This window comes from Paraburkholderia sp. RL17-373-BIF-A (assembly GCF_046030175.1).
In the GTDB taxonomy this organism is placed as follows: domain Bacteria; phylum Pseudomonadota; class Gammaproteobacteria; order Burkholderiales; family Burkholderiaceae; genus Paraburkholderia.
In genome coordinates this window covers 160,068-183,530 of the sequence record NZ_JARESO010000013.1, presented here as the reverse complement: position 1 = coordinate 183,530, position 23,463 = coordinate 160,068, and the positions used below count along the sequence as shown (strand labels likewise).

The 23,463-nt window shown below is 60.6% G+C and carries 18 protein-coding genes; 16 read left to right on the top strand and 2 right to left on the bottom strand.

What is annotated here, in order from left to right; all coding sequences use genetic code 11:
- Positions 1-52 precede the first annotated feature (52 nt).
- Positions 53-1,951: a serine aminopeptidase domain-containing protein gene (locus P0D80_RS18550; RefSeq protein ID WP_408285896.1), complete on the bottom strand. Its 1,899-nt coding sequence runs from the start codon at positions 1,949-1,951 to the stop codon at positions 53-55.
- 1,756 nt (positions 1,952-3,707) lie between these two features.
- On the opposite strand from P0D80_RS18550, the gene P0D80_RS18545 reads away from it, so the two are divergent.
- The 15 genes from P0D80_RS18545 to P0D80_RS18475 all read left to right on the top strand — a co-directional run bounded on the left by P0D80_RS18545 (position 3,708) and on the right by P0D80_RS18475 (position 20,867).
- Positions 3,708-4,892 (top strand): hypothetical protein, encoded by a 1,185-nt coding sequence (locus P0D80_RS18545; RefSeq protein ID WP_408181349.1) that lies wholly within the window; start codon positions 3,708-3,710, stop codon positions 4,890-4,892.
- A 1,078-nt stretch (positions 4,893-5,970) separates the two neighbouring features.
- The gene (locus P0D80_RS18540; protein ID WP_408181352.1) at positions 5,971-7,014 is read left to right on the top strand and encodes an NAD(P)-dependent alcohol dehydrogenase; all 1,044 of its coding nucleotides are present in this window, start codon (positions 5,971-5,973) and stop codon (positions 7,012-7,014) included.
- A 36-nt stretch (positions 7,015-7,050) separates the two neighbouring features.
- The gene (locus P0D80_RS18535; protein ID WP_408181353.1) at positions 7,051-7,368 is read left to right on the top strand and encodes a hypothetical protein; all 318 of its coding nucleotides are present in this window, start codon (positions 7,051-7,053) and stop codon (positions 7,366-7,368) included.
- Positions 7,365-8,387, top strand: a complete 1,023-nt coding sequence (locus tag P0D80_RS18530; RefSeq protein WP_408285893.1) for a CobW family GTP-binding protein — start codon at positions 7,365-7,367, stop codon at positions 8,385-8,387. The genes P0D80_RS18535 and P0D80_RS18530 overlap by 4 nt, the downstream gene beginning before the upstream one ends.
- The gene (locus P0D80_RS18525; RefSeq protein ID WP_408285891.1) at positions 8,384-9,478 is read left to right on the top strand and encodes a WD40 repeat domain-containing protein; all 1,095 of its coding nucleotides are present in this window, start codon (positions 8,384-8,386) and stop codon (positions 9,476-9,478) included. The genes P0D80_RS18530 and P0D80_RS18525 overlap by 4 nt, the downstream gene beginning before the upstream one ends.
- Before the next feature lie 40 nt (positions 9,479-9,518).
- Entirely contained in the window at positions 9,519-9,722 is a 204-nt protein-coding gene (locus P0D80_RS18520) for a hypothetical protein (protein WP_132377162.1), read from the top strand.
- Between the two features lie 469 nt (positions 9,723-10,191).
- Positions 10,192-11,862, top strand: a complete 1,671-nt coding sequence (locus P0D80_RS18515) for an aromatic/alkene/methane monooxygenase hydroxylase/oxygenase subunit alpha (RefSeq protein ID WP_132377163.1) — start codon at positions 10,192-10,194, stop codon at positions 11,860-11,862.
- Positions 11,863-11,919: 57 nt separating this feature from the next.
- The gene (locus tag P0D80_RS18510) at positions 11,920-13,002 is read left to right on the top strand and encodes an NADH:ubiquinone reductase (Na(+)-transporting) subunit F (RefSeq protein ID WP_408285889.1); all 1,083 of its coding nucleotides are present in this window, start codon (positions 11,920-11,922) and stop codon (positions 13,000-13,002) included.
- Between the two features lie 60 nt (positions 13,003-13,062).
- Positions 13,063-14,145: an aromatic/alkene monooxygenase hydroxylase subunit beta gene (locus P0D80_RS18505; protein ID WP_408285887.1), complete on the top strand. Its 1,083-nt coding sequence runs from the start codon at positions 13,063-13,065 to the stop codon at positions 14,143-14,145.
- A gap of 44 nt (positions 14,146-14,189) precedes the next feature.
- Positions 14,190-14,543, top strand: coding sequence for an MmoB/DmpM family protein (locus P0D80_RS18500; protein WP_018434416.1), 354 nt, complete (start codon positions 14,190-14,192; stop codon positions 14,541-14,543).
- Between the two features lie 82 nt (positions 14,544-14,625).
- Positions 14,626-15,651, top strand: a complete 1,026-nt coding sequence (locus P0D80_RS18495; RefSeq protein ID WP_408285885.1) for an amidohydrolase family protein — start codon at positions 14,626-14,628, stop codon at positions 15,649-15,651.
- Positions 15,648-16,532: an iron-sulfur cluster assembly protein gene (locus tag P0D80_RS18490; protein ID WP_408285882.1), complete on the top strand. Its 885-nt coding sequence runs from the start codon at positions 15,648-15,650 to the stop codon at positions 16,530-16,532. The genes P0D80_RS18495 and P0D80_RS18490 overlap by 4 nt, the downstream gene beginning before the upstream one ends.
- Positions 16,533-16,574: 42 nt before the next feature.
- A complete protein-coding gene (locus P0D80_RS18485; protein WP_408285880.1) occupies positions 16,575-18,212 on the top strand; it encodes a molecular chaperone GroEL in 1,638 nt (545 codons plus the stop codon).
- 100 nt (positions 18,213-18,312) lie between these two features.
- The gene (locus P0D80_RS18480) at positions 18,313-18,519 is read left to right on the top strand and encodes a hypothetical protein (RefSeq protein WP_408285878.1); all 207 of its coding nucleotides are present in this window, start codon (positions 18,313-18,315) and stop codon (positions 18,517-18,519) included.
- A 356-nt stretch (positions 18,520-18,875) separates the two neighbouring features.
- Complete coding sequence (locus P0D80_RS18475; protein WP_408285932.1) at positions 18,876-20,867, top strand: sigma-54-dependent Fis family transcriptional regulator; 1,992 nt, start codon at positions 18,876-18,878, stop codon at positions 20,865-20,867.
- Between the two features lie 213 nt (positions 20,868-21,080).
- On the opposite strand, the gene P0D80_RS18470 is transcribed toward P0D80_RS18475, so the two are convergent.
- Positions 21,081-22,298 carry an FAD-dependent monooxygenase gene (locus P0D80_RS18470; protein ID WP_408285876.1) on the bottom strand — a complete coding sequence of 406 codons (1,218 nt, stop codon included), beginning with the start codon at positions 22,296-22,298 and terminating at the stop codon, positions 21,081-21,083.
- Between the two features lie 173 nt (positions 22,299-22,471).
- Here P0D80_RS18470 and P0D80_RS18465 point away from each other — a divergent pair, with 173 nt between their 5' ends.
- Complete coding sequence (locus P0D80_RS18465) at positions 22,472-23,416, top strand: LysR family transcriptional regulator (protein ID WP_408181370.1); 945 nt, start codon at positions 22,472-22,474, stop codon at positions 23,414-23,416.
- Positions 23,417-23,463 lie beyond the last annotated feature (47 nt).

Below are 23,463 nucleotides of genomic sequence, written 5' to 3'. Positions count from 1 at the left end.
GCACGATGATTATTACCAACACCGCTTGCAAAGGCACCCGCACAAATCGTTTTCACCACCTTCTCCGTAGTGGAGCGCGGGTCAAGACAGACGGAGCCTGTCTTGAGCCATCGTCGGATGCCCGAGCTCCGGCTTCTTGCCCACGCTGCTGCGACATGGCCAACACCGGATCGACGACCTTGGGCGCCACCGCCTTCTCGTGCAGATCCTTGATGAACGCCTCGCTTAGCGCAATGACCTTCGCCGATGCTCGCGGATCGAAAAGCGCGTGATCGAGCTCGTCATAAACAACCGCCTTGACATTCGAAAAGCGCGCCAGCTTCTTTCCGCGTTTGCCGAAATGCGCGTTGAACTGCTCCATCCCTTCGTCGCCTGAACCGTAGATGAAGAGAGTCTGCACGCCTTTGCGTTCGAGCGCATGAACGACGCTATGCGGGTCCGTAGCGGCTTCGGCCGCGCCGGCACCGTTGCCGGTCACGCCCAGCGTATGCGAACGCAGGCGCGCGATCAGGTTCGAAGCGACGGCCTGCGCGATGGGCCGGAACTTGCGCTTTCCGCTCAGGACGAGCCACCACTTGGACGGCTTGAATATCGCAGGCCCGACACGCTTCATCGAGTTGCGCTGCTCCTCCTCCAACTCCGCCATCGACATGCCTGGGGGTATGTAAAAGCGCGCGATATTGACCGCGATGACGGCCGTGAGCGTCGGCTCCACGAGCGATGCGTGCAAGGCGCTGTAGGCGCCCGAGCAGATCCCGAACGAGATGACCGTGTGATAGCCCTTGCGCTTGAGCCAGGCGGCTGCCGTCGCGACATCCTCGATGGTTGTGGATGCATGAATCGACGGAACCAGATCGAGCGGCCCTTGTGCGGTGCGCGGCGGACTGTCGCCGATGCCGCGCGCATCGATACGCATGGATGCGATGCCGCGCCGAGCCATTTCACGCGCGATGCGAACCGACAGCCGGCTATCGCCGTGATGCACGCTGCCGGCGGTATTGGTGATCAGCATGACGGGCCCGAACGCGAGCCTGCCGCGCGGTTCGCACAGGATGCCGAACAGGCCGTTGGCGCCGAAGATGACCGGGTGCTCGCGGGCTTCGGGCGTTTCGATGATCGCTTCGTCGTCGAGTGATACGCTCGGCCGTGCGCCTTTGTTCCCCGACCTTTGGACGCGCGTGCCCGGGGCGCCGTCCACGATCCACTGCACGGCCCGGTCAAACGAGCGAGCCGGCACGACCGACGACTTCGTCTCATCCACATATTCGAAGTAGCCTTCCAGCATGCTCGTTTCGACCTCGACGCCGCGTCCGCGCAGCGTCGAACACAGTGCGGCGCTAGCGCGGAAACGTGCATCGAGCACGAGAACGCGTGCGGGCAACGAAGCGTGCTCGTCCATTGACTTCGAGAGATCGAGCGCTTCCAGTTCACCGCAAAGCCGGTCGCTGTAAACCTGTCCGAGCACGTTAAACGGCCTGTCGCGCTGCGCGGCACGCAAGGGCGGGACGAGATTGTCGAGCCAGACCTTGCGCACTGCCGCCAGTTCGCGCAGATAGGCGCGCCCGCGCGTGACAGGCGCGAGCAACACGAGCGAGTCGGCCGCGCATCGACGCGACGCCAATGCTGCCACGGCCGCACCGAAACGCAAACCGCAGAGCGTCACGCTCGTCACACCGGTTTGTTCCTTGAGCCGCTCGACGGCCGCTACGGTATCGGACACGAAGGCATCGAGGTGATGGGCATTGCCGTCGACGCCTACGGAGTCTCCCGTTGCCAGATAGTCGAAGCGCAGCACGGGAATGCCGTACGCGGACAGCTCTTCGGCGAGGTAACGGATGCCCTTGTGGCACCACGGCTCTTCATGGCCAAAAGGACTGCAGATCACCACGCCATGTGTGCCATGCCCAGGATGAAGCCATCCAAAGCGTCCACCGAATGCGATCGGCCTCATGGGTTACCTCGACCGGCTTGGTTATCGTCGCCTGTTATGGCCGGGTGGCAAAGAGCGGATGTTGCAGCCTCTTTTGCAACTTCGCCGCGCAATGTTCTTGTCTCGTAGCGCATGAGTGTCGAGCCTCTTTTTTGTTTTGAGCATTTCGATCGATTGGATCGCTCTTTAGAAATGAGTTCGGTGCGCTAAACAACACTGCAGAAGCAGGGAACGAAGTTGACCTGGACACAGGGCATCGATGCGATCGCGCTGCAAGCAGTTGCCACCGTGTGGCGCTAAAGCTCCACGGTGGATGGAAAGGTTGTATTTTCAACGAGTGCTCGGGGACGCGGCCGAGGACTACGCATATCTCTTTCGAAGAGTCGATTGAGGCTTTACCCGTAACCCGCGCGCTTTATCGTGATGCCACTCGGGACTGTGGGAGTTCGCACATAGCATTGTTGCCCGGCGCAGTAATCTGTATGCGAGGGAGCGGAGCTCATCGTCAAGTACGGGGCATTGTTGGAATGCGACTGTTCGCCGGTGCCAGCCGGACGAAAGATAAATACGCTATGACGCGTTGTTCCAATACGGGTGCGCGGACGAATCGCGAGAACTTCTTCAGGGGAGGCGTGCGCATGTACGCGCGCGAACCTTTGTTTCACAACATATCGGAGCGAGTCGCTCAGACACGCATGTCGCGCTTTGGCGCGGCGCTTGAGGTCTTCACACCGGCGAGCGTTTTGCGCGCTTCTTCCCAAGCTCGAGTTGAATTACGCGCAAAGCCTTCTCGGTCGGGAGATCGCGCCGGAGGAGTCGTCGGCGTTGACCGCTATAGCGGCTCGTCGCCGATGAGCGCGCGACCGTTTCGGCATGAGTTCGGAATATCTGAGCATGAGCGAGGACGCGGGAGTCGAACCCGGCGAACAGTTCGCACTCGATGCGCTGTGCTCACACATCAAGCGGCCGCAGTTCCAATCGATTTCCGGCTGCATTCGTGCCGGACGTGATCGCCGATCTTCCCCCGGCTGGGCCTGATGGTGAAGAACGTCGACGGCGCACATACCTGTCTCGTCGTCGAACCTCGCGACGGTCGCGAATATGCTCGCGCGCAGACTGATCGGCGCTTGCCGAGAATTGCGAGAGCAGTGTGAGTCGCCGCGCTTCCCATGCGCCTGGAACCCAGGAGTTTCAGGCGCAATCTCTCTTCAATTATTTTCTTTCAACCAAATTACTCATACGGTTAAAATCAGATTTAACTGACACAATGCGTGTACCCGATTATTCTTCATACGTTTAAAATCAACATCCAAAATCATCGGTATTGACATCCATACAAATGGGGATGTTCAGGAAATTTGTTCCGTGTTTGGTAAAAAGTATGATGATATGACGTACATGTTGTAACAAGTGTGACGTAGAACTGACTTTGGTAATCTGATACGATTGTTAAAAGACGGTAATATTTTACCGTCTAGCTATTCTTCTGCTCTCATCGGCGCTTTGCGTCATCGAAATGCAGGTCTGGCGATACCTTCCGGAAGACCCTGCTTTACCAATCCTGAAGTTCTCTTTGCTTTAAGCGGAGATTTCTTCGGGAATTCGCTCGCACCTTCGCGTATTCGCATCGCCGAATACGCGGGGTAGTGCGTATGTAAGCGTTCGGGCTTTTTGCGCCCGTTATCTCGCTTAATTTCCCTTTAAACGCCTGTGCGGTCGAGGTCGTCTGCTTGGGTTTTGGCTTTTCGATCGCGCCGGCATAGTTGGAACGACTTGAATGATTAAGAATACACCAGCTGCAACACTCTCAGTTTCTGACACTCAACTCGCGGTCCGTCGTAAATTTCTGACATCGTTATTGGCCGGCAGCGGTGCACTTGTGCTCGCCGCATGCGGCGGCGGCAGCGATCCCGCCAATGTCGACGCGGTAGCGAACAGAGGCCGGCACGGCGGCGGTGCCTCGAATCCGCGCGGCGCCAGTTCCCCGAGCGGCGCCAGTTCCCCGGCCGGCGCGAGCACGCCGGCTGCGCCGAGCACGCCAGCGAGCACGCCGTCAAACACCGATGGCGTTCTTCTCGACACGTCTTTCGGCGTAAAGGGTGATGGAACGACCAACGATCGCGCCGCGCTTCAGCGCGCCATCGACGGCTCCATCGGGCAGATTCTGCTGATTACCGGAAAGAGCCGGATCGATTCGGCCGGTCTCGATCTGCGTACCAATAGCCATGTGCGATTTGCAAGCGGCGCTTCGATCAAGTTGCTCCCGCATAATACCGACACTTATGAAATTCTTCGATTGGCGGACGTAAGCAACGTCACGCTCGAAAGCCCGTATCTCGACGGCAGCAAGGAATTGAATTCGGCGAAGTCGGGGGAATGGGGAATGGGGATTTCGATTAATGGCGCGACGAATTGCACCATTACGTCCCCGACCACGATTAATTGCTGGGGCGACGGAATTTATATCAATAATAGCGATAGGCAGAGTAGTTCCTACAGCAAAAACATTACGGTCAATTCTCACCATGCGACCGGATGCCGTCGCCAGGGTGTATCGATTATTAGTGGTAGCGGGATTACGTTCAATACTCCGCTTTGGGAAAATATCGGAGGAACGCAACCCGGATGCGGTCTTGATATCGAACCGAATGATAATACCGCCGTGTTTGAAAACATTCGCATCGTCAGCCCGACGACGAATAATTGCGCCGGTGGCGGGATTCTCATTTATTTCGGTTTCTTGCCAGGTCCGGTCAACAAGACGGTCAGCATCAGCATTACCGGTCATACGGATACGGGCAGTCCCGGCGGCTCGTTCAACGTTCAGGGCCTCCATCTGAACGGCTACGTCGTGAACGGATCGATTACCAGCGCCAATCCGGTCTGGAAACGCGCGATGAGCCTGGAAGACTGGGACAAGGGCGGCCCGACGGTGACGGTCACCAACGCGCGCATCGGGTGATGTGATTGTTTAGTCGGTGGCGCGATGCCGCAATGGATCGCGCCCCGGCTGTTTAATCGTCTGGTGGAACATTCTCCAGAGGAAAATGGCGATGGGTAGTTAAAAATCAGCGACGCTCCAGTTTGCCGGAATCATAGAAAAGCCTTCTTGTCGGAAGGAAGTTCCTTCGAGCGATTTCTCATCCGACGATCGATTCATATGTTTGGCGCGCAAGAGCTAAGTTGATGCGTTATACCTCAGTTGAATCCGCCGGTCTGTTCGGTTAAATCCGCCAATCAAATAAAAAAACGCAGCATTCTGGCGTTAATGGGCGAAGTCTGTGAAAAATCTCACAATACCATTTCCGCTTTATAGCTTCGCCGCATGGGTCCTCCGCGTTATTCAGTGCAACTTGGCGGTTTAGCTTTCCGTTCAAGGAACTGACACCGCGGCGCTTCGTGAGTGGACTTAGTAATGGGTGAGCGCCTTAAGGCGAAGGGCGTCACACTGACCAGCCACTTCGCCGAAGACCGCGTCGCAGTCTGCGGCACCTTATCGGTCACGATGCCGGCTTCGATGCATCGCGACATCGAGCTCGGAAATTCGCCTGGAATTGCCTTGACTTAGCGGTCGCGTCGCCGAGACGAGGCAGGGAACTGGGCATTCCCACATCCTGAAACCAGGCGGATCAGACATCGTGGTACTTCGCGTTTCGAGAATGCAAAAACAGGCGAGACGACGTCGGGTATGTCGGGCAAGAGCGCAGGCACGCAGGTAGCCGGCGATGATGTCTCGCTTCTGGCAATTCGAAATTCCGCGCGGCGTCAGCAAACCTTCATGCCCGATGCGTCCCATTTTCGGACAAGCCGCCGATCCCCACCCACACTAAGCGTCCGATTTTGCGACAGTGCTCCAGCACGCGAGCCATCTGGTCGCTGCGGATAACACCGCTTCCCATGCTCACGCGCCTTCTTAGGGAGGCGCGATCGCTTCCTTCTCCTTTGGCATGGACATTGCCTAGTCTGTGTCGGCCCCGCGCAAAAGCGCCGCTCGTATGGTTCGTGCATTTGCCGGCCATACATAAACGGAGGAGACAAAAGTGAAAGCTGCCGTGCTGCATCAGTACGACGAGTCATTGACTCGTGAAGAATTCGTGCGCTACGAAGATGTCGACGATCCGAAGATCGAGCGACCCACTGATGTCATCGTCCGGATTGGCGGCGCCGGTGTGTGCCGCACCGATCTGCACGTCGTGGAAGGCATCTGGCGCAGCAAGGTCGATGTGACGTTGCCCTACATCATGGGCCACGAAAACGCCGGCTGGGTCGAAGAAGTGGGCCGCGGGGTGGAGAGTGTCAAGGTGGGCGACCCGGTCATCTGCCATCCCCTCGTGACGAGCGGACATTGCCTCGCCTGCCGTCGTGGCGACGATATGCACGCCACGGAGAGCCGGTTTCCCGGCATCAATGCCAACGGCGGCTACGCGCAATATCTGGCGACGGGCGAACGCTCGCTGATCCAGTTGCCGAAATCGCTCGCGCCGAAGGACGTCGCACCGTATACGGACGCCGGCTTGACCGCGTACCGCGCTGCGAAAAAAGCGTCGCGCCATTTGCTCCCCGGTCAGTTTGCCGTCGTGATCGGCGCCGGTGGTCTGGGGCACATCGGTATTCAGGTTTTGAACGCGCTTTGCGCGGCTGAAATCATCGTAGTCGACCGCTCCGAGGTCGCGCTGCAGCTTGCGAAGGATTGCGGCGCGCATCACACGGTCAAGGGCGACGGTGATGAAGTGGAGCGCGTACTCGAACTGACGGGCGGCAACGGCGCCGAAGCGGTAATCGATTTTGTCGGCGAAGGCGACGCAATCGCGAAGGGCCTCGCCATGACGCGCAACGCGGGCTTCTATTACATCGTTGGCTATGGCGGAAAGATCGAGTTGCCGACCATCGACATGATCACCAGCGAGAAGACGATCGTCGGCAACCTGGTCGGCACGTATCCCGAACTCGTCGAACTGATGGCGCTCGCCGACCGTGGCCTCGTCCATCTGTCAACCCGCGAATACCGTCTGAGCGAGGCGAACCAGGCGCTCAAGGATCTGCACCACGGCAAGGTCAAAGGCCGGGCGGTGTTGATTCCGTAGTCGCCTCGACGGGCGCACCTCAACGTGGAGATCGCCGTGACTGTGGAACGTGATGCAGCCGCGCTTTTCGAGCGCATGCGTCTGGTTATTGCACTGACCGAAGTCAATTCCCACCACTTGCGCGGAGAAAGCAGACGCGCGGGCGCGGAGATCGAACTGGCGTGCGCACTGGCTTGCGAGCAGCGCGACGGTGTGTCGCCAGAAGGAACGTCGCATATCGAGCAATTGCGCGAGCGCCTCGGCGAGGCCGAAAGCGCGTTGCGGGCGATCGAATCCGAGCGGGAGCGGCTTGCGAACGAGCTGGCTCAACTGGACAGTCGAGCTTCGTCTGAGACACAAGGGGGCTGGCAATGAATCGGATTCCGGTTACGGTGCTCACCGGCTTTCTCGGCGCTGGCAAAACCACGCTGCTCAATCGCATTCTGCGCGAGCAGCACGGCCGGCGTTATGCGGTGATCGTCAACGAGTTCGGCGCGATCGGCATTGACGGTGGTCTCGTCGTCGGCGCGGAAGACGAGGTCATCGAATTGAACAACGGCTGTGTCTGTTGCAAGGTGCGCGGTGATCTGATTCGCGTGGTGGCGGCGCTGGTCAAGCGTAAGGACGGCTTTGACGGGATCCTGATCGAAACCTCCGGTCTGGCTGACCCCGCGCCGGTGGTGCAAACCTTCTTTATCGATGATGAGATCCGGCAGCGCACGCGGCTCGACAGCGTAATCTGCGTGGCCGATGCCGCGCATTTGCAGGCGCGCCTCGCAGACAGCCGCGAGGCCGCGGAGCAACTCGCGCAGGCCGACATCGTACTGATCAACAAGATCGACCTCGTCGATCCGGCCGGTCTCGCTTCGGTTCAGGACGCCGTGCGGCGCATCAACCCGACCGTGGAATGGCGGACCAGTGTGCGCTGCGAAATACCGCTTGCCGCGCTGCTCGATCGCGGCGCGTTCGATCTCAAGCGCATGGCGCTTGCCACATCGGCGGGTGAGGGCGGTGAATCATCACGCGGCGAGCGGACTTACCACTACGTGCCGCTTCGTGCAGGCGCCCCCGTCAAACAGGGTCGCCATAGTCACGGTATCGACAGTGTATCGCTGCGTGTCGAGCGCCCGCTCGAACGCACGCGCTTCCTCTCCTGGCTGCAGCAGTTGGTGGTCGAGCAAGGCCAGAACCTGTTGCGTGCAAAAGGGATTGTCGATCTCGCCGGATCGGAGCGTCGCTTCGTGTTTCAGGGCGTGCACATGACGATGGATACGGATTTCGACCGGCCCTGGCTCGCCGGCGAACACCGTGACAGCCGCCTCGTGTTTATCGGCCGCAATCTCGACCGGCGCGAGTTGCGGGAGAGCATCCGGTACTGCGAGATCGACTCATGAACGCGCCTCCCGTTCTGATCGAATTGCTCGGGGCATGTTGGGTCACCGACGCGTCCGTCGTCGAAGTGGTGTGGGACGCGGCGGGGCAATCTGCCGGGTTCGCCCTCGGTGACGGCACGCTTGCGCTCGCCACGGGTGTCTGGGACGGTGGCCCTCGACTCAAACCACGCGAGAGCGGCGGCGTCGAGGTCGTACAGGCGCAGGCACCACCCGCGCCGCTCGCGCGCTTCAGGGTGCATGAGGGCACGTGCCTGGCCCTTGCCGCCGACCCTGCGGGCGGCTTCTTGAGCGGTGGTGATGATGGCCGTCTCGTTCATCTGCGGCTCGATGGCACGAGCGAACTCGTCGCGCATGAAGCCGGCGCATGGATCGACCGCGTGGCCGCCAGCCAGGCGGGTGGTCGAGTCTATGCAAGCGGTCGCCGGGTTCATTGGCTTGGGGCCAAACCTGCCTGCCTGATGCTGCCCGGATCGGCGACATCGCTGGCTTTCGACCCAACTGGTACACAACTGGCGATCTCGCATCATGGTGGCGTCACGCTGTGGGCAGCCGACACGCTCCGGGAGCGTCAGCTTGCGTGGCCGGGCTATCACCGCAACGTGGCGTGGAGCCCTGATGGCCGCTATCTCGTGAGCGGTATGGAAGAGAATGCGCTGCATGGCTGGCGGCTGCCCGACGGCGCGGACATCGAGATGGGCGGCTATCCCGGCCAGCCGCGCTCGCTATCGTTTTCCGCTGACGGCCGCTTTCTCGCCACCAGCGGCGGCATGCGCGCAGTGTGCTGGCGCTTCGATCCGCCCGGCGCGAACGACGAACCACACGAATGCGGCGTTCTCGGCAAGGCGCCGGTAAGCCAGGTGGCCTGCCATCCGGCTCATCCGCTGATTGCAGTGGGTTATCACAGCGGTGCGGTGTTGCTGTGTCAGCCAGGCAGTAGCGACATTTTGTTTATCAAGGATTCCGGCAACAGTGCGGTCAGCGCGATGGCCTGGTCGCCGGACGGTGGGCGGCTCGCTCTGGGAACCGAGGCGGGCGAGTTGGCGCTGGTGTTTCTGCCCGACGAGTTGTTCCGCTTCGGACGCCGCGGATAAACGGGCAGTGCTTCCATCACATGTCAAAACGGAGACAAACATGCATAACGGACACACACCCAAAGAGCAGTTCTTCGAGCGCCTTGGCGCCGTGGCGGACGAGATGATCGAAGCGTACGGCAAGGACTTCGCGCTGGGCGCGCTAATTCTTACGGCACGCTTTGTCGCCGAAGGAAAAGAGCCCGACGGCGCTGCCCGAAGCGTGATTCTTACGGGTGAAAGCCACGGCAGCGTTGCGACGTAGCAGCGCGCCACGGTTCACCCCGTTAGCCATCACTGAAAATATGGTATCCGAAATAATATAGACGATCGATTCAGCGCCCGCCACCCGATCCAAACGTCCCAATATCGGACAGCGTCGTGAGGCGGAGTTGTCGCAGAACACAACATGGCGCACTGCAAGAATTTCCGGCAAAAGCCCGTGCTCGTTACCAGGCTTGATGCGGAATAAAGAATTCCTTCTGGCACGCTTATCGCTCTATCAGTGCAGGTCAAACCGGAAGCGTCGACGTCACAAAACGCGAGCCGAAAACAGCAGGAGACACGATCAATGAAGACCGGCCCAACAGGCTTGTCCTTCCGTTCCTTCTCCCGAACTTTTCGCTTGCCAACGAGACGGCCCGCCCGTGTTGTTGACTCTGGTCCTGGCGGTAGCCGGCCCTGCCCGAAGCGTCGCATTGCGACAGTTATCGAAATGGAACTAGGAGAGCTCAATGTCTGATGGATTAACGCTCAACAAGATCACGTCCCAGCGCGGGATCAGCATTGGCGAAGCGGCACGCCGCGTTGCCGATCTCGGTTGGACTCCGAGTTACGTCCAGGAGGCCATGACCTTCCCGACGGACTACAAGATCAGCAAGGCGCCACGCGACCCGATGAAACAGGTGCTGCGCTCTTATTTTCCGATGCAGGAGGAAAAGGACAACCGCGTCTACGGCGCACTCGACGCGGCATTGCGCGGCGACATGTTCCGCAACGTCCAGCCCCGCTGGGTCGAATGGATGAAGCTGTTCCTCGCCATCATTCCGTTCCCCGAGATTTCTGCGGCGCGTTCGATGGCGATGCTCGGCCGGCTCGCACCGGGAGAAGAGCTACGCACCGGCTTTACGATGCAGATGGTCGACGAGTTCCGGCACTCCACGATCCAGATGAACCTGAAAAAGTGGTACATGGAAAACTATATCGATCCGGCCGGGTTCGATATTACTGAAGCCGCATTTGGCAAGTGCTATGCCACCACGATCGGCCGTCAGTTCGCCGAGGGCTTCCTCACCGGCGATGCGGTTACGGCCGCTAACGTGTTCCTGCAGGTGGTGGCCGAAACGGCCTTCACGAACACGCTGTTTGTCGCGATGCCATCGGAAGCCGCCCGCAACGGCGACTACGCGTTGCCGACCGTGTTCCTTTCGGTGCAGTCGGACGAAAGCCGCCACATCGGCAATGGTCACTCGCTGGTGATGTCGATCATCAACGATCCGGACAACCATCTGCTGCTCGAGCGCGACCTGCGCTATGCGTTCTGGCAGAACCACGCGATCGTCGATGCCGCTATTGGCACCTTCATCGAGTACGGCACCACGGACCGCGACAAGAACAAGGAATCGTACGCCGAGTTGTGGCACCGGTGGATCTACGAGGATTACTACCGCACCTACATGCTGCCGCTGGAAAAGTACGGCATCAAGATTCACCACGACGACGTCGCCGCCGCCTGGGACCGCATTGTCAAGCAGAACTATGTCCACAAGGTCGCACAGTTCTTCTCCGTGGGCTGGCCCGTCAATTTCTGGCGCATCGAAGCGCAGACTGAAAAAGACTTCGAATGGTTCGAACACAAGTACCCTGGCTGGTACGCCGAATTCGGCGACTTCTGGAAGTGGTACGCGAAGAAGAGCGTGCCGGGCGAAACCAACATGCTGTTCGATCAGGAAAACGGTTACGTGTATCCGCACCGTTGCTGGAGCTGTCTGGTGCCCTGTCTGATCCGTGAAGACTTCGTGGTGGATGAGGTCGACGGCCAACTGTATACGTATTGCTCGGAGTTGTGCCGCTGGACGCATAAGGTGGCGTTCGCGCCGGAATACGAGGGCAGACCGACCCCGGCTATGGGCCGCTTCAGCGGACGCCGCCAATGGGAAGAGTGCTACCACGGCTGGGATCTGGCTGATTGCATCAAGGATCTCGGCTTTGTGCGCAGCGACGGCAAGACGCTCGTGCCGCAGCCCCATCTGCGCTTTGACGACAAGCAGATGTGGACGCTCGACCACGTGCGCGGCAACACGATCCAGAGCCCGATCGTGCTGCTGCGCGCCATGACACCGGAGCAGCGCGAGAAACACATTGCCGAGTATCGCGCCGGCTTCAAGATCAATCCGGTGAATTGACGAAGCTATCCGATCCGGCGGCGCCTATATCGCCGCCGGACGGATCAGGAGCACAAGATGAGCGACACGCAAGAGACGAGGCACGAGATGACGGACACAGGCGACGACAAAGTATTCCATACCGTTTCCTTCGAGCCGGTCGGTGTGCAGATGTCGGTGGCGGAAGGCGAGACAGTGCTCGATGCAGCGTTTCGCCAGGGCATTGCGGTGATGCATGGATGCAAGGAGGGGCAGTGCAGCAGCTGCAAGTCGCTGTTGATCGAAGGCGATGTCGAACTCAAGAAGTACTCGACGTTCGCGCTGCCCGACTACGAACGCGAATCCGGCCACATCCTGCTTTGCCGCACGCTCGCCTATAGCGATCTGACCGTCGAGCTACTGAATTATGACGAAGACCTGATGCGCCGCTCGATCGCGGTGAGCGAATATGATGCGACGCTCACGAAGATCACCGCGCTCACGCACGACATCAGGCTGCTGGAAGTGAGGTTGTCGAGGCCGTTGCGCTTTTGGGCCGGACAGTATGTCGACCTGACGATTCCGGGCGCGGGCATCACGCGATCTTTCTCGATGGCGAATACGCCTGACGGCGAATCGACGCTGAAATTCATCATCAAGAAGTATCCCAATGGCGCGTTTTCGTCGCAACTTGACGGTGGTCTGAGCCCGGGCGACAGGCTGATCGCGAAGGGGCCGTACGGCACCTGTTTTCGTCGTGAGGACCAACCCGGACCGATGATTCTGGTGGGCGGAGGGTCGGGCATGTCGCCGCTGTGGTCGATCCTCAGCGACCACGTGCAAAGCGGCGAAGAGCGACCGATCCGTTTTTTCTACGGCGCGCGCAGCCGTCGCGATCTGTTCTATCTCGACGAGTTCGAGGAGCTGGAACAAAAGCTGCCGGATTTCCGCTTTATTCCGGCGCTCTCGAATGCCGAACCAGATGACGGCTGGATGGGTGAGACCGGCTTCATCCACGAGGTGCTCAGCCGCACCTTGCGCGAAGAGGCGCTCGCTGGCGAGATCGACGCCTACACATGCGGTCCCACCCCGATGATCGAGGCGGTGATGCCGGTTCTTCAGATGGCGGGTGTCGCGCCAGAGCGGCTCTATTTCGACAAGTTTACGCAGGCGGTTCGCTGACCGAATCTGGCAACACGCCTATTCGAAGTGCCTATAACCGAAACACGATGGAGGACTAACATGAGTACGTTGGCAGAGCAGTCGCCAGTGAAGTCGGGCGCGGCCGGCGCGGCCCAGTTTTCCGGCTGGGACAGCCGCAAGTACAACTACTTCGAGCCGAAGGGACGCAAGGCGAGCCACTACGAAGACATGACAGTGGATGTACAGCCGGACCCGAATCGGTATCTGCTGCAAGACTGGATTCTTGAATTCGCTGACGGCACGCCAACGTATTCGAAAACCTGGACGGCGGCCAAAAGCTCGGACTGGCATCGGTTCCGCGCGGTGGACGAAGAGTGGGAGCGCACCCATTACCAGCGTCAGTCGACCATTGTCGGCATGATCACCGGCGCGATCCAGAACGCGCGGCGCTCGGGTGCGGTAAAGCGCTTCGATAAAACCTGGATCAAGGTGCTGGAACAGCATCTGGGCGCATACAAGCATGCGGAGTTCGGCTTGGGCACGGCCACGATGCATGCGCAGCGCTACGGCTACACCCAGATGATCAATAGCGCCATCCTCACGAACGCGTCGTACAAGCTGCGCTTTGCTCAGGACCTGACGCTTTATTTAGGCGAGATCGCGTTGGACCTGCCCAACCTCGACCTCGATGCCGGCAAGCAGCATTGGCTCACCGACCCAATCTGGCAGGACACGCGCCGGGCGATAGAGACCATCGGCGGCGCCACCGATTTTCTCGAGAAGTACTTCGCCGTGAACATCGTATTCGAGCCGCTCGTGGCAGATCTGTTTCGCAGCGGATTCATCATGCAGGTCGCCGCCTCGCAAAACGATTTTCTGACTCCGACCGTCGTGTCCGCGGCGGAAGGCGACTATGAGCGCAATCTGGCCAATGCCGTCGAACTGTTCCATATGCTCGCCAACGACCCGCAACACGGCGAAGCCAATCGCAAGCTGTTCGGCGAGTGGCTGGAAAAACACGGTGCGCTGGCCTCGGCGGCAGCAAAACAGTTGCAGCCGATCTGGTCGATTCCGCACGTGAAGACGGCCCAGTTCAACGACTGTCTGAACAGTTCCATAGAGCGGGCGGAGATGATCGCGAGAGAAATCGGCGTTCACTTTCCGTCGTCGATCCGCGCCTGAGCGCTTCTCGAACCCATCGAACCAACCGCGAAGAGGAGTACGCAATGTCAGTGCATACCGACAATATTTTCAAGTCGATGAAGGACGTCCGCTTCGAACAGACCATTTCGCATCAATGCGGCGTGACGATGAACGACAGCGTCGAGGCCCGGGCGATTGCCGAACTGATGTCCGCCAAGCCGGGCATCACGGTGACCTATCTGCCCGCGATGATCCGTATCGACGGGCAGGGCAAGATCGAGTTCAAGATGGGCGAGATCAGCGAAGTGCTCGGTCGCGAGATGACGCCGCATCTGTTCGAAATCTCCACCTCGACCCACTACGGGCGGATGGTGATGATCGACGACGAGACGGTGGTGCTGTTCGGCAATATGGACGATGCGATGGCTTACGAGTGAGCGAACACCCCGCCAGCTAATCAGGCGGCCGCGTGTCCTCAAAGGGCTACGGGCCGCCCATGCAACCAAGGAGACGAATGCCATGTATCGAACCACGGACGGTGAAGAAATCTTCGTCATCGACGGACACGTTCATCTATGGGACGGCAGCAAGGCCAACCTTAAAAACGTGCACGGTCAGCAATTCATTGACTGCTTCTACGCGTATCACTCGAACCTGAGCCCCAAGGAGTATTTGTGGCCGAAGGAGAAGTTCGACAAGTACGGCGAAGAAGCCATGTACAACGACCTGTTCGTCACGGGTTACGACGACATGGCGATCTGTCAGCCAACCTATCTGACGGACTTCTACAAGAACGGCTTCAACACGACCGAAGCCAACTACGTGCTCAAGCAGAAGTATCCGCACCGCTTTATCGTCAACGGCGCATTCGATCCGCGCGATGGGGAAGCCGGACTCGATCGTCTCGAGGAGCTTGCGTCCCTCTACAAGATTCAGGGCGTCAAGCTTTACACGGCGGAGTGGCGCGGCGACAGCAAGGGCTACAAGCTGTCGGACCCCGGCGTGCAGCGTTATTTCGAACGCTGCGAGAAGCTGGGCATCAAGAACATCCACGTCCACAAGGGACCGACGATTCTGCCGCTGAATCGCGACGCGTTCGACGTGGCCGATGTTGACGATGCCGCCACCAGCTTTCAGAACCTGAATTTCATCGTCGAGCACTGCGGCTTGCCACGACTTGACGATTTCTGCTGGATCGCGACCCAGGAGACGAATGTCTACGGTGGTCTCGCCGTGGTGCTGCCGTTCATCCATACCCGGCCTGAGTACTTCGCGCATGTGATCTCGGAACTGCTGTTCTGGATCGGCGAAGACAAGATCCTCTACGGCAGCGACTATGGCATCTGGACGCCGAAATGGCTGATCGAGAAGTTCATGGCCTTCGAACTGCCCGAGTCGGTGAGCAAGGAAACCGGCGTGCAGTTGTCGCTGACGGCCAAGAAAAAGATCCTTGGGCTCAATGCTGCGCGGTTGTACGGCATCGACATCGAGGCGCAAAAGGCGCTGCTGGAGGACGTCCGGCAACCGGCAGCGGTCGGCGCATGAGCACCGCGCGCGCTGTGCAAACACCGGCTGTCGTCGTGTCGAGGAGCGCTGCCGACCGGGTCGCCGAGGTCTGGTCCCGGCTGGCGGCGGTCGACGACCCGGAGCTCGATGAGTCGGTGACGGAGTTGGGTTTCGTCACCGCGGTGGAGGTCGACGGCGGCTCTGTATCGATCGGTTTCCGCCTGCCGACCTACTGGTGTGCGGCTAACTTCGCCTACCTGATGGCGGACGACATGCGACAGGCGATAGCGGCCTTGCAATGGGTGACAGACATCACGATCACACTCGACGAGCATATGTATGCCGCCGAGATCAATCGAGGTGTAGCCGCCGGACGGTCGTTCCAGCAAACCTTCGGCAACGAAGCGAATGGCGAAGTGGAGGACGTGCGGCGCATTTTTCTCGTCAAGGCTTTTCAGCGGCGGCAGGAAGCGCTTTTAAGCTGGCTGCTGGCGCAAGGCAACGAGCCTGCGATGCTGGTGCGCTTGAACATGGCGCAGCTGTCTGCGCTCGCAAGCACAAGCACGGACGACGACGGGAAAACCCAGCGCCTGGTCGCGCGATATCGCGAGCGCCGTTTTGTAGTGGGGCGCTGTATCGACGAAGCTGAGCAGACGGATGAACCGGCTTTTATCGACACGGAAGGTGCGCCGCTGAATCCTGACGGGCTGGGTGCCTACCTGCGCGCGTTGCGAAGGGTCGGCGTCAATGCCGAATTCAACGGCGCGTTATGCCGCGGTCTTCTGGCTGCCCGCTATGGCGAAAGCTGCACTCCGGCGTCAGCGGTCGAGATCAAACCGGTGCATTTCGTCCGCACTGGCGGTTCGAAGCCCGGAGGCACGTTCGCGCCACCGCGAGAGACACGCGGCGCAGCAGAGTAAAAAACATCAATCCGAACTAACCGGATCAGGAGGAGCAGGATCATGCCGAATATCATGCTGCATGACGACGACGCGCGTATGGCGCTAGGTCGAGGCGTTGCGAAACTGGCCAAGGCAGTGCGAGGCACGCTCGGCCCACGTGGAATGAACGCGATCATCGACCGGCCAATCGGCACGCCGATCATTTCGCGCGACGGTGTCAGCATTGCCAACGAGATCGAACTCGAAGATCCATTCGAGAATATCGGTGCGCAAGTCGTCCGCGAAGTGTCCAAGCAGACCAATGAAGTGGCCGGGGACGGCACGACCACCGCGACCGTTCTGGCCGACGCACTGGTCCAGGACGGGCTCGCTTGCCTCGCGCAAGGCGCCAATCCGGTCGAACTGGTGCAAGGTCTGGAACTGGCCGTCAACGAAGCAATCGACGCGCTCAAACGCGCTGCGACGCCTCTGCGCAGCGGTGACGAAGTGCGCGCCGTGGCGGTGGTGGCAGCCAACGACGAATTCACCGGCAAGCTGGTGGCCGAAGCATTGGAGCGGGTGGGCGCCGATGGGATTGTCGATGTGGAATACGGCACCACCGTCGAAACCCGTCTGGAAGTGGTAGACGGGATGGCTTTCGATCGCGGCTACCTGTCACACCATATGGTGACGGACATCGAGAGAATGCAGGTGGTGCTGGATAACCCGCTCATTCTGATGACCGACCAGCGGCTGCAATCGCAGGAAGAAGTCGCAGCGCTTCAGGCATTGGCGAGCCGGAGTAAACGTCCGCTGCTGATCATTGCCGAGGAGGTGGCGCCGGCCTGCGTCATGACGCTGCTCGCATGGCGCGACAACGGCGGCATGCCTGTCGCCGCGATTCATCCACCGGAGTACGGACACTGGCGCAAGGCGATGCTCGAGGACATCGCAATCGTCACAGGCGGCAAGGTCGTTGCCCGCGACCTGGGCGGAAAGCTGGAAGCCACTGAATTGCGCGACCTCGGCAGCGCGCGGCAGGTGCGCATTTCGTCGAACCAGACCATCATCACGGCCGGCGGGGGCGATCCGTCGGCGGTAGCGGCGCGTCGTCAGCAGGTGGCGCGCCAGTATGAGATGGCGCCGGAAAACGTTGAGCGCGACAAGTTTCAGGTGCGCCTTGCAAAACTGTCGGGCGGCACCGCGCTGATTCTCGCGGGTGGCGCGACGCCGGTCGAACAGAAACGTCGACTGCATCTGATCGACGATGCCATCCACGCGGCGCGCGCAGCGATTGCCGAAGGCGTCGTGCCGGGCGGCGGCATGGCCCTGTTGCGGGTCTCGTCGGAACTGGAGGGCGTCATCGCGCGTAGCCACGGCAGCGTGCAGCAAGGCGCACGGCTCTTGCAGCGTGCGTTGGCGAAGCCGCTCTTTCACATCGCGACGAATTGCGGCCTCGACGGCGCGGCCATCGTAAGTGAAGCGGTGCGGGCAGAACCCGGCATGGGTCTCGACGCGCGTAGCGGCGCATTCGTCAATCTCGTCGAGGCCGGCATCATCGATCCGGTAAAGGTCAGCTACAGCGCGGTGCGCAATGCGGCATCGGTTGCGGGGTTGATTCTGACCACCCAGACGCTGATCGCCAAGAAACCGGAGACGATCGATCCGACCGTCGGACCGGCACTAGGCGCAGGCGCCGAACTGCTCGGCCGCCAATAGACGCGTGAGATCGACATAGCCGGTCTCCGTATCCGGGGACCGGCACAGCAAGGCCGCTGCCGGCACGAATCGGGCGGCCACCGGTAGAAGGAGACGAACGATGGCTACAGGAACGGCCCGCCGCTTCAACGCAATTGCGATGACTGCGCGTTATCTTTGCGCGATGCCTTCGACGCGTCTGCTCAAGCTCACACTGGGCTGCAGCATTACACTGTGTGGGACAGGTATTCTGGTAAATGATGTAAGCGCAACGATCGCTCCGTTTTTACGTGGCGTCGCCGGTGCGATCATTAAAGCAATGGCATAGTCGACATGCTTGCCTGCCTGGGCGGTCGCTCTTGCGGATTGCGGCGAGAAGGAGAACGCACGCCTGGATGATCGCGTTCAGCGAACGTGCGTGACGAATTCAGGGGCACGACAAAAGAAGCTAAGAAAGGGGCGCGATCCGGTGCGCTGACCGTGTTTCCCCCAAAAGACATGTTGAAGATCCAGGGCTATACTGCACGCGCGTTAGCTGCTGGGTTTGAAAAAAATAGAAGTCCACCAGATACGCCCAGCCATAACATCCTAGCTAGTCAAGACGAAGCCAGCCGTAGAGCCCGGTTCCGCGTTAACCCATCGCCCAGGAGGAAAGTTGTGGCGAGGAGACATCAGATTGGCAGCATGTTGGGTCTAGGTAATCAGGCCGCGATGCGCAGCATCGTGGCCAACGCGCAGCGCGCCAATCTCCGTCATTCCGATCGGGGTACGATGCTCGCGTGGGAACGTTTTCTGGCGGGCGAGCCGTCGACGTCTGCTCCCCCGGCGCTTATCGACTCATGGCAACGCAGCTTGCAGTCCGGCGTCAGTCCGACCGCGGTCTCGGCGCCGATCGCGGTACACGGCGACGCGGTTGCGGCGCTGTGCTGGCGCCATCGCGACCTGCTGGCAGCGGCCGACCGCCTGTTCACGGTCACGGCCGACCTTTTCGCCGATTCACATTCAATTCTGCTGCTCACGAACCAGGACGGCGTGATCCTCAAAGCGGCGGGCGATTTGCGCACGCGGGCGGCGGGCGAAAAAATCCATCTGACGATCGGTGGCGACTGGGGCGAGGGCAGAGCCGGCACGAATGGGATCGGCACCGCGCTGGCGACCCGCGAGCCGACCTATATCCACGCCTCCGAGCACTTCTGTGAAGGCATCAAGTCATGGAGTTGCGCAGCCGCGCCGATTTGCGAACCGGGCACTGGTGCGGTGATCGGTGTGCTCGATATTTCCGGACCGCCTTCCACCTATCAGATCAACAACCTCACGTTGGCCGTGACCGCGGCGCGCCAGATCGAAATGGTGCTCGCCGAGCAGGCCGCGCGCGAGCATATGCGTTTGTTGGCCTTTTGTCTGCAACGGTTGTCGTCGTCGGATGCAACCGGCATGGTGGCGATAGACCGCAGCGGCCGGCTCGTGCATACCACGGGCAGAGTCGCATTGCCGGTCGGCATCGGTGAGCGTTTCCCGGGGATGAGCGAGACTTCCGCCGTGGAGGACTGGACGCAGCATTTGCCCGCAGGGTTGCACGCCGAATGGTTCAATCCTGTGGTCGTCGACGGCAACACGATTGGCGCGATGCTGGTCGTGCCCGCGCGAACGCGCCCCATCCATGCGCGAGTCGCGGAGCGCAGCGGAGAGGCTGATCCGCTGCGCAACTGCTTCGCGCAGATTCAGGGGCGAAGTGCGGCGATGCTGGCGGCCGTCAATCGTGGACGCCAACTTGCCAGCAGGCGCGTACCGGTACTGATCGAGGGCGAAACAGGGGTTGGCAAGGAACTGTTCGCGCGCGCCATTCATGGCGAAGAAGGGGGAGGCGGCCCGTTCGTCGCGTATAACTGCGGGGCGGCGTCGAAAGAACTGATTGCGAGCGAGTTGTTCGGGCACGTGCGCGGCGCTTTTACTGGCGCGACGACGGAAGGGCGGGCCGGCCGTTTCGAGCTGGCTCATGGTGGGACGCTCTGTCTCGACGAGATCGGTGAGATGCCGCTCGAGCTGCAACCTGTCCTGTTGCGTGTGCTGGAAGAAGGCATCATCTACCGGCTTGGCGACACGCAACCGCGGCGCGTCGATGTGCGCCTGCTGGCAATGACCAACCGCAATCTGCGCGAAGAGGTCGAGTCCGGTCACTTTCGCCGCGATCTGTATTACCGGATCAGTGTTACGCGCATACGTATTCCGCCGCTGCGTGAACGGGACATTGATATCGATCTGCTCGTCGAGCACTTTAACCGCAAGCTTGCGTTGCGCCACGGGGTCCCCGAACGACAACTGAGCGCGGAGATCATGGCGGTGTTGCGCGCCTATTCGTGGCCAGGCAACGTAAGGGAAATGCGCAACGTGATCGAGAATATGCTTTTGACGTCCGGCGAACCCGCTGTGTCGTTCGATGATCTGCCAGCCGAGTTGCTCGATGAAATCGCGACGTCCGGGGACGTGCCGTTGCTGCGGGACGAGGGGGCGAGTCTCGAAGAAACGGAGCGTTTAGCCATTGCACGCGCGGTGCACAATGCGCACGGCAATCTTGCGCAGGCCGCCCGCGCCTTGGGCGTTTCGCGCAGCACCCTTTATCGCAAGATCGAGCTTTATCAGTTGGAAGGGATCGTCAAGCCAGCGGGAAAGGAATGAGGTTGTGCGGAGACCTGTGCATTGGCTGCTCGCGGGGGGCGGCAGATGACCGCGTCGGGCGCAGAGGGACTGCGCACCTGATCCGAGCGACCCAGACGATTTCGCCTGGTTCTGCTCCGAGCGCGATGAACCTTATCCGTTTTTTTCGGCACAGTAGCTTGTGCAACGACTCGTTGCACAAGCGTCGTGGCCACACGTTGTCACACGACTTACTCAAAGCCAGGTGCCACCCTGCCGTTCACTCGGCTCTTCCGTAAGCGCATCGAAATCGTGAATCCAGTCCAGGTGATTCAGCACGCTGTCGCGTGCGCGCAGGCGCGCGTTGCGGGCCTGCGCGGCCGGTCCGTCGGGCAAGTGCAGCACGTCCGCAGTGGTTATCGACGCGTACTGCACCTTGCGCGTGCGGCCCCGGCGCAGGCGCTCGTAGGCTTCCTGCGCCTCGCGCCAATTGCCTGGACCCGCCGAGGCCAATTGAGCGGCCAACACCACGGCATCTTCAATCGACTGGTTGGCGCCCTGGCCGTGATGCGGCACAAGCGCATGCGCGGCATCGCCGATCAGCGTCACGCGGCCTTTGCTCCAGCGGCCGAGCGGGGGACGGTGGAACAATCCCCAGCGCTGACTGATCGGCACAGCCGTAATCATCTGCACGACGGCCGGATGCCAGTTCTTGAATAGGCGCAGTTGCTCGCCCTCGCTGGCGGGCATCACCCAGTCGCGTAACGGCCACGGCGATGGATGACGCTCGACCAGGAGGAAATTCTGGTCACCGTTGTCGCCGATGGGATAGTGCAGCAGATGGCCGCCGGGCCCGACCCAGAACTGGATGGTCTCCGGATCGGGCAGCAGGTCCATGCGTTCAGCCGGCACCACGCCGCGAAAGCCCGAGCAACCCGAATACAGAGCGTCGTCATAGCCGAGCATCCAGCGCCGCGTGATCGAGCGCGCCCCGTCAGCGCCGATCACGAGGTCGGCGTCGATGCGCTGGCCGTTATCGAACGCGAGACATACGCGATCCGGGTGCTGCACGAGGTCGACCAGCCGATGGCTCAGTTTGATGCGCTCAAGGCCGACGGCTCTGGACAGCACCGCCTGCAGATCAGCACGATGAATGCCCCAGTACGAGCCGCCGAACTGCTCGCGATAGCTGGGCGCGCCGCGATGATGACCGATGACCGTGCCGCTGCGTCCGTCGCGATAGATGAGGCCCGGCACTTCAGCACACACCTTGACGAAGTCCGGACGCAGTCCCATGCGCTCGTAGAAGCGCGTCGCGTTGGCCGAGAGCGCGACAGCCGCGCCCACTTCGCGCAGCTCTTCGGTCTGCTCGTAGAGCTGCGCATCGATTCCATGCTCGCGCAGCGCGAGCGCCAGCGTAAGGCCGCCGACGCCGGCGCCGACGATCGCAATCTTTAGATCCATCTGCTTCATGACTGTGTCTCCTATATCCAGATTGGTGGGTTTGGGTCGCCATGGCATATCCCGGCGCCATGTCGAATGCGCATGCCGTGTCAGTATTTTCAGCACTAGACGTTCATTCCTCAATAAGATGAAATGAATCTGCTTCATCACTGGATTGAATGAGACCCGGCTAGGCGTGAGTCATGGAACTGAGTGAAATCGACCTTAATCTGCTGCTGCTGTTTCAGCGGCTGATGCAGGAACGGCGCGTGGCGAGCGTCGCCGAGCAGATGAACATGAGCCAGCCCGGCGTCAGCAACGCGCTCGCCAAGCTGCGTCGCCGGCTTGGCGATCCCTTGTTCGTGCGCGGGCCGGGCGGAGTCGTGCCCACGCCATTCGCGCTGCGTCTGGCGGAACCGGTCTCGCAGGCGCTCGCCACCCTGCACGCCGCACTCAATCCGGTAACGGGTTTCGATCCGCTGCGCGCGATGCGCACCATCACGATCGGCATGACCGATATCGGTGAAGTCGTTTTTCTGCCGGCGCTGCTCGAACGACTGTCGCGCGTCGCGCCGGGCGTCGCACTCAATACGGTCCGCGATACAAGCGTCAATCTGAGCAACGAGATGGCCGACGGCCGGGTCGATCTGGCCATTGGCTTGCTGCCGCAGCTCAAAGGTGGTTTCTATCAGCGCCGCCTGTTTGATCAGCGCTATGTCTGCCTGTTCAGACGCGGCCATCCGCTCGATGACGCGCCGCTCACGCTCGCTGCATGGCGCGAGGCCGAGCATCTCGTGGTCGTGTCGGCCGGCACCGGCCACGGGCAGGTGGAGGAATGGCTGAAACGGCGCGGCGTACGGCGTCAGGTGCGACTGACGGTGCCGCACTTCATGAGCGTGGGCTACATCCTGCAACGCACGGATCTGATCGCCACGGTTCCGGAGCGACTTGCGTTGCAACTGGCAACCCCTTTCTCGCTCAACCTGTGCGCGTTGCCCATGACGCTGCCCGCCGCACCGATCCATCTGCTCTGGCACACACGAGTCCAGCAGGACGAAGGCAATCGTTGGCTGCGCGGGGTAGTGATCGAGCTGTTTGCGGACACGGCAACGCATGTGCGCAAAGCAGGGGCGCAGCAAAAGAAATAGCGCTCGAGGTCGAAAGGGCCGGTCGCTTCAATCATGGGCGATCGAGG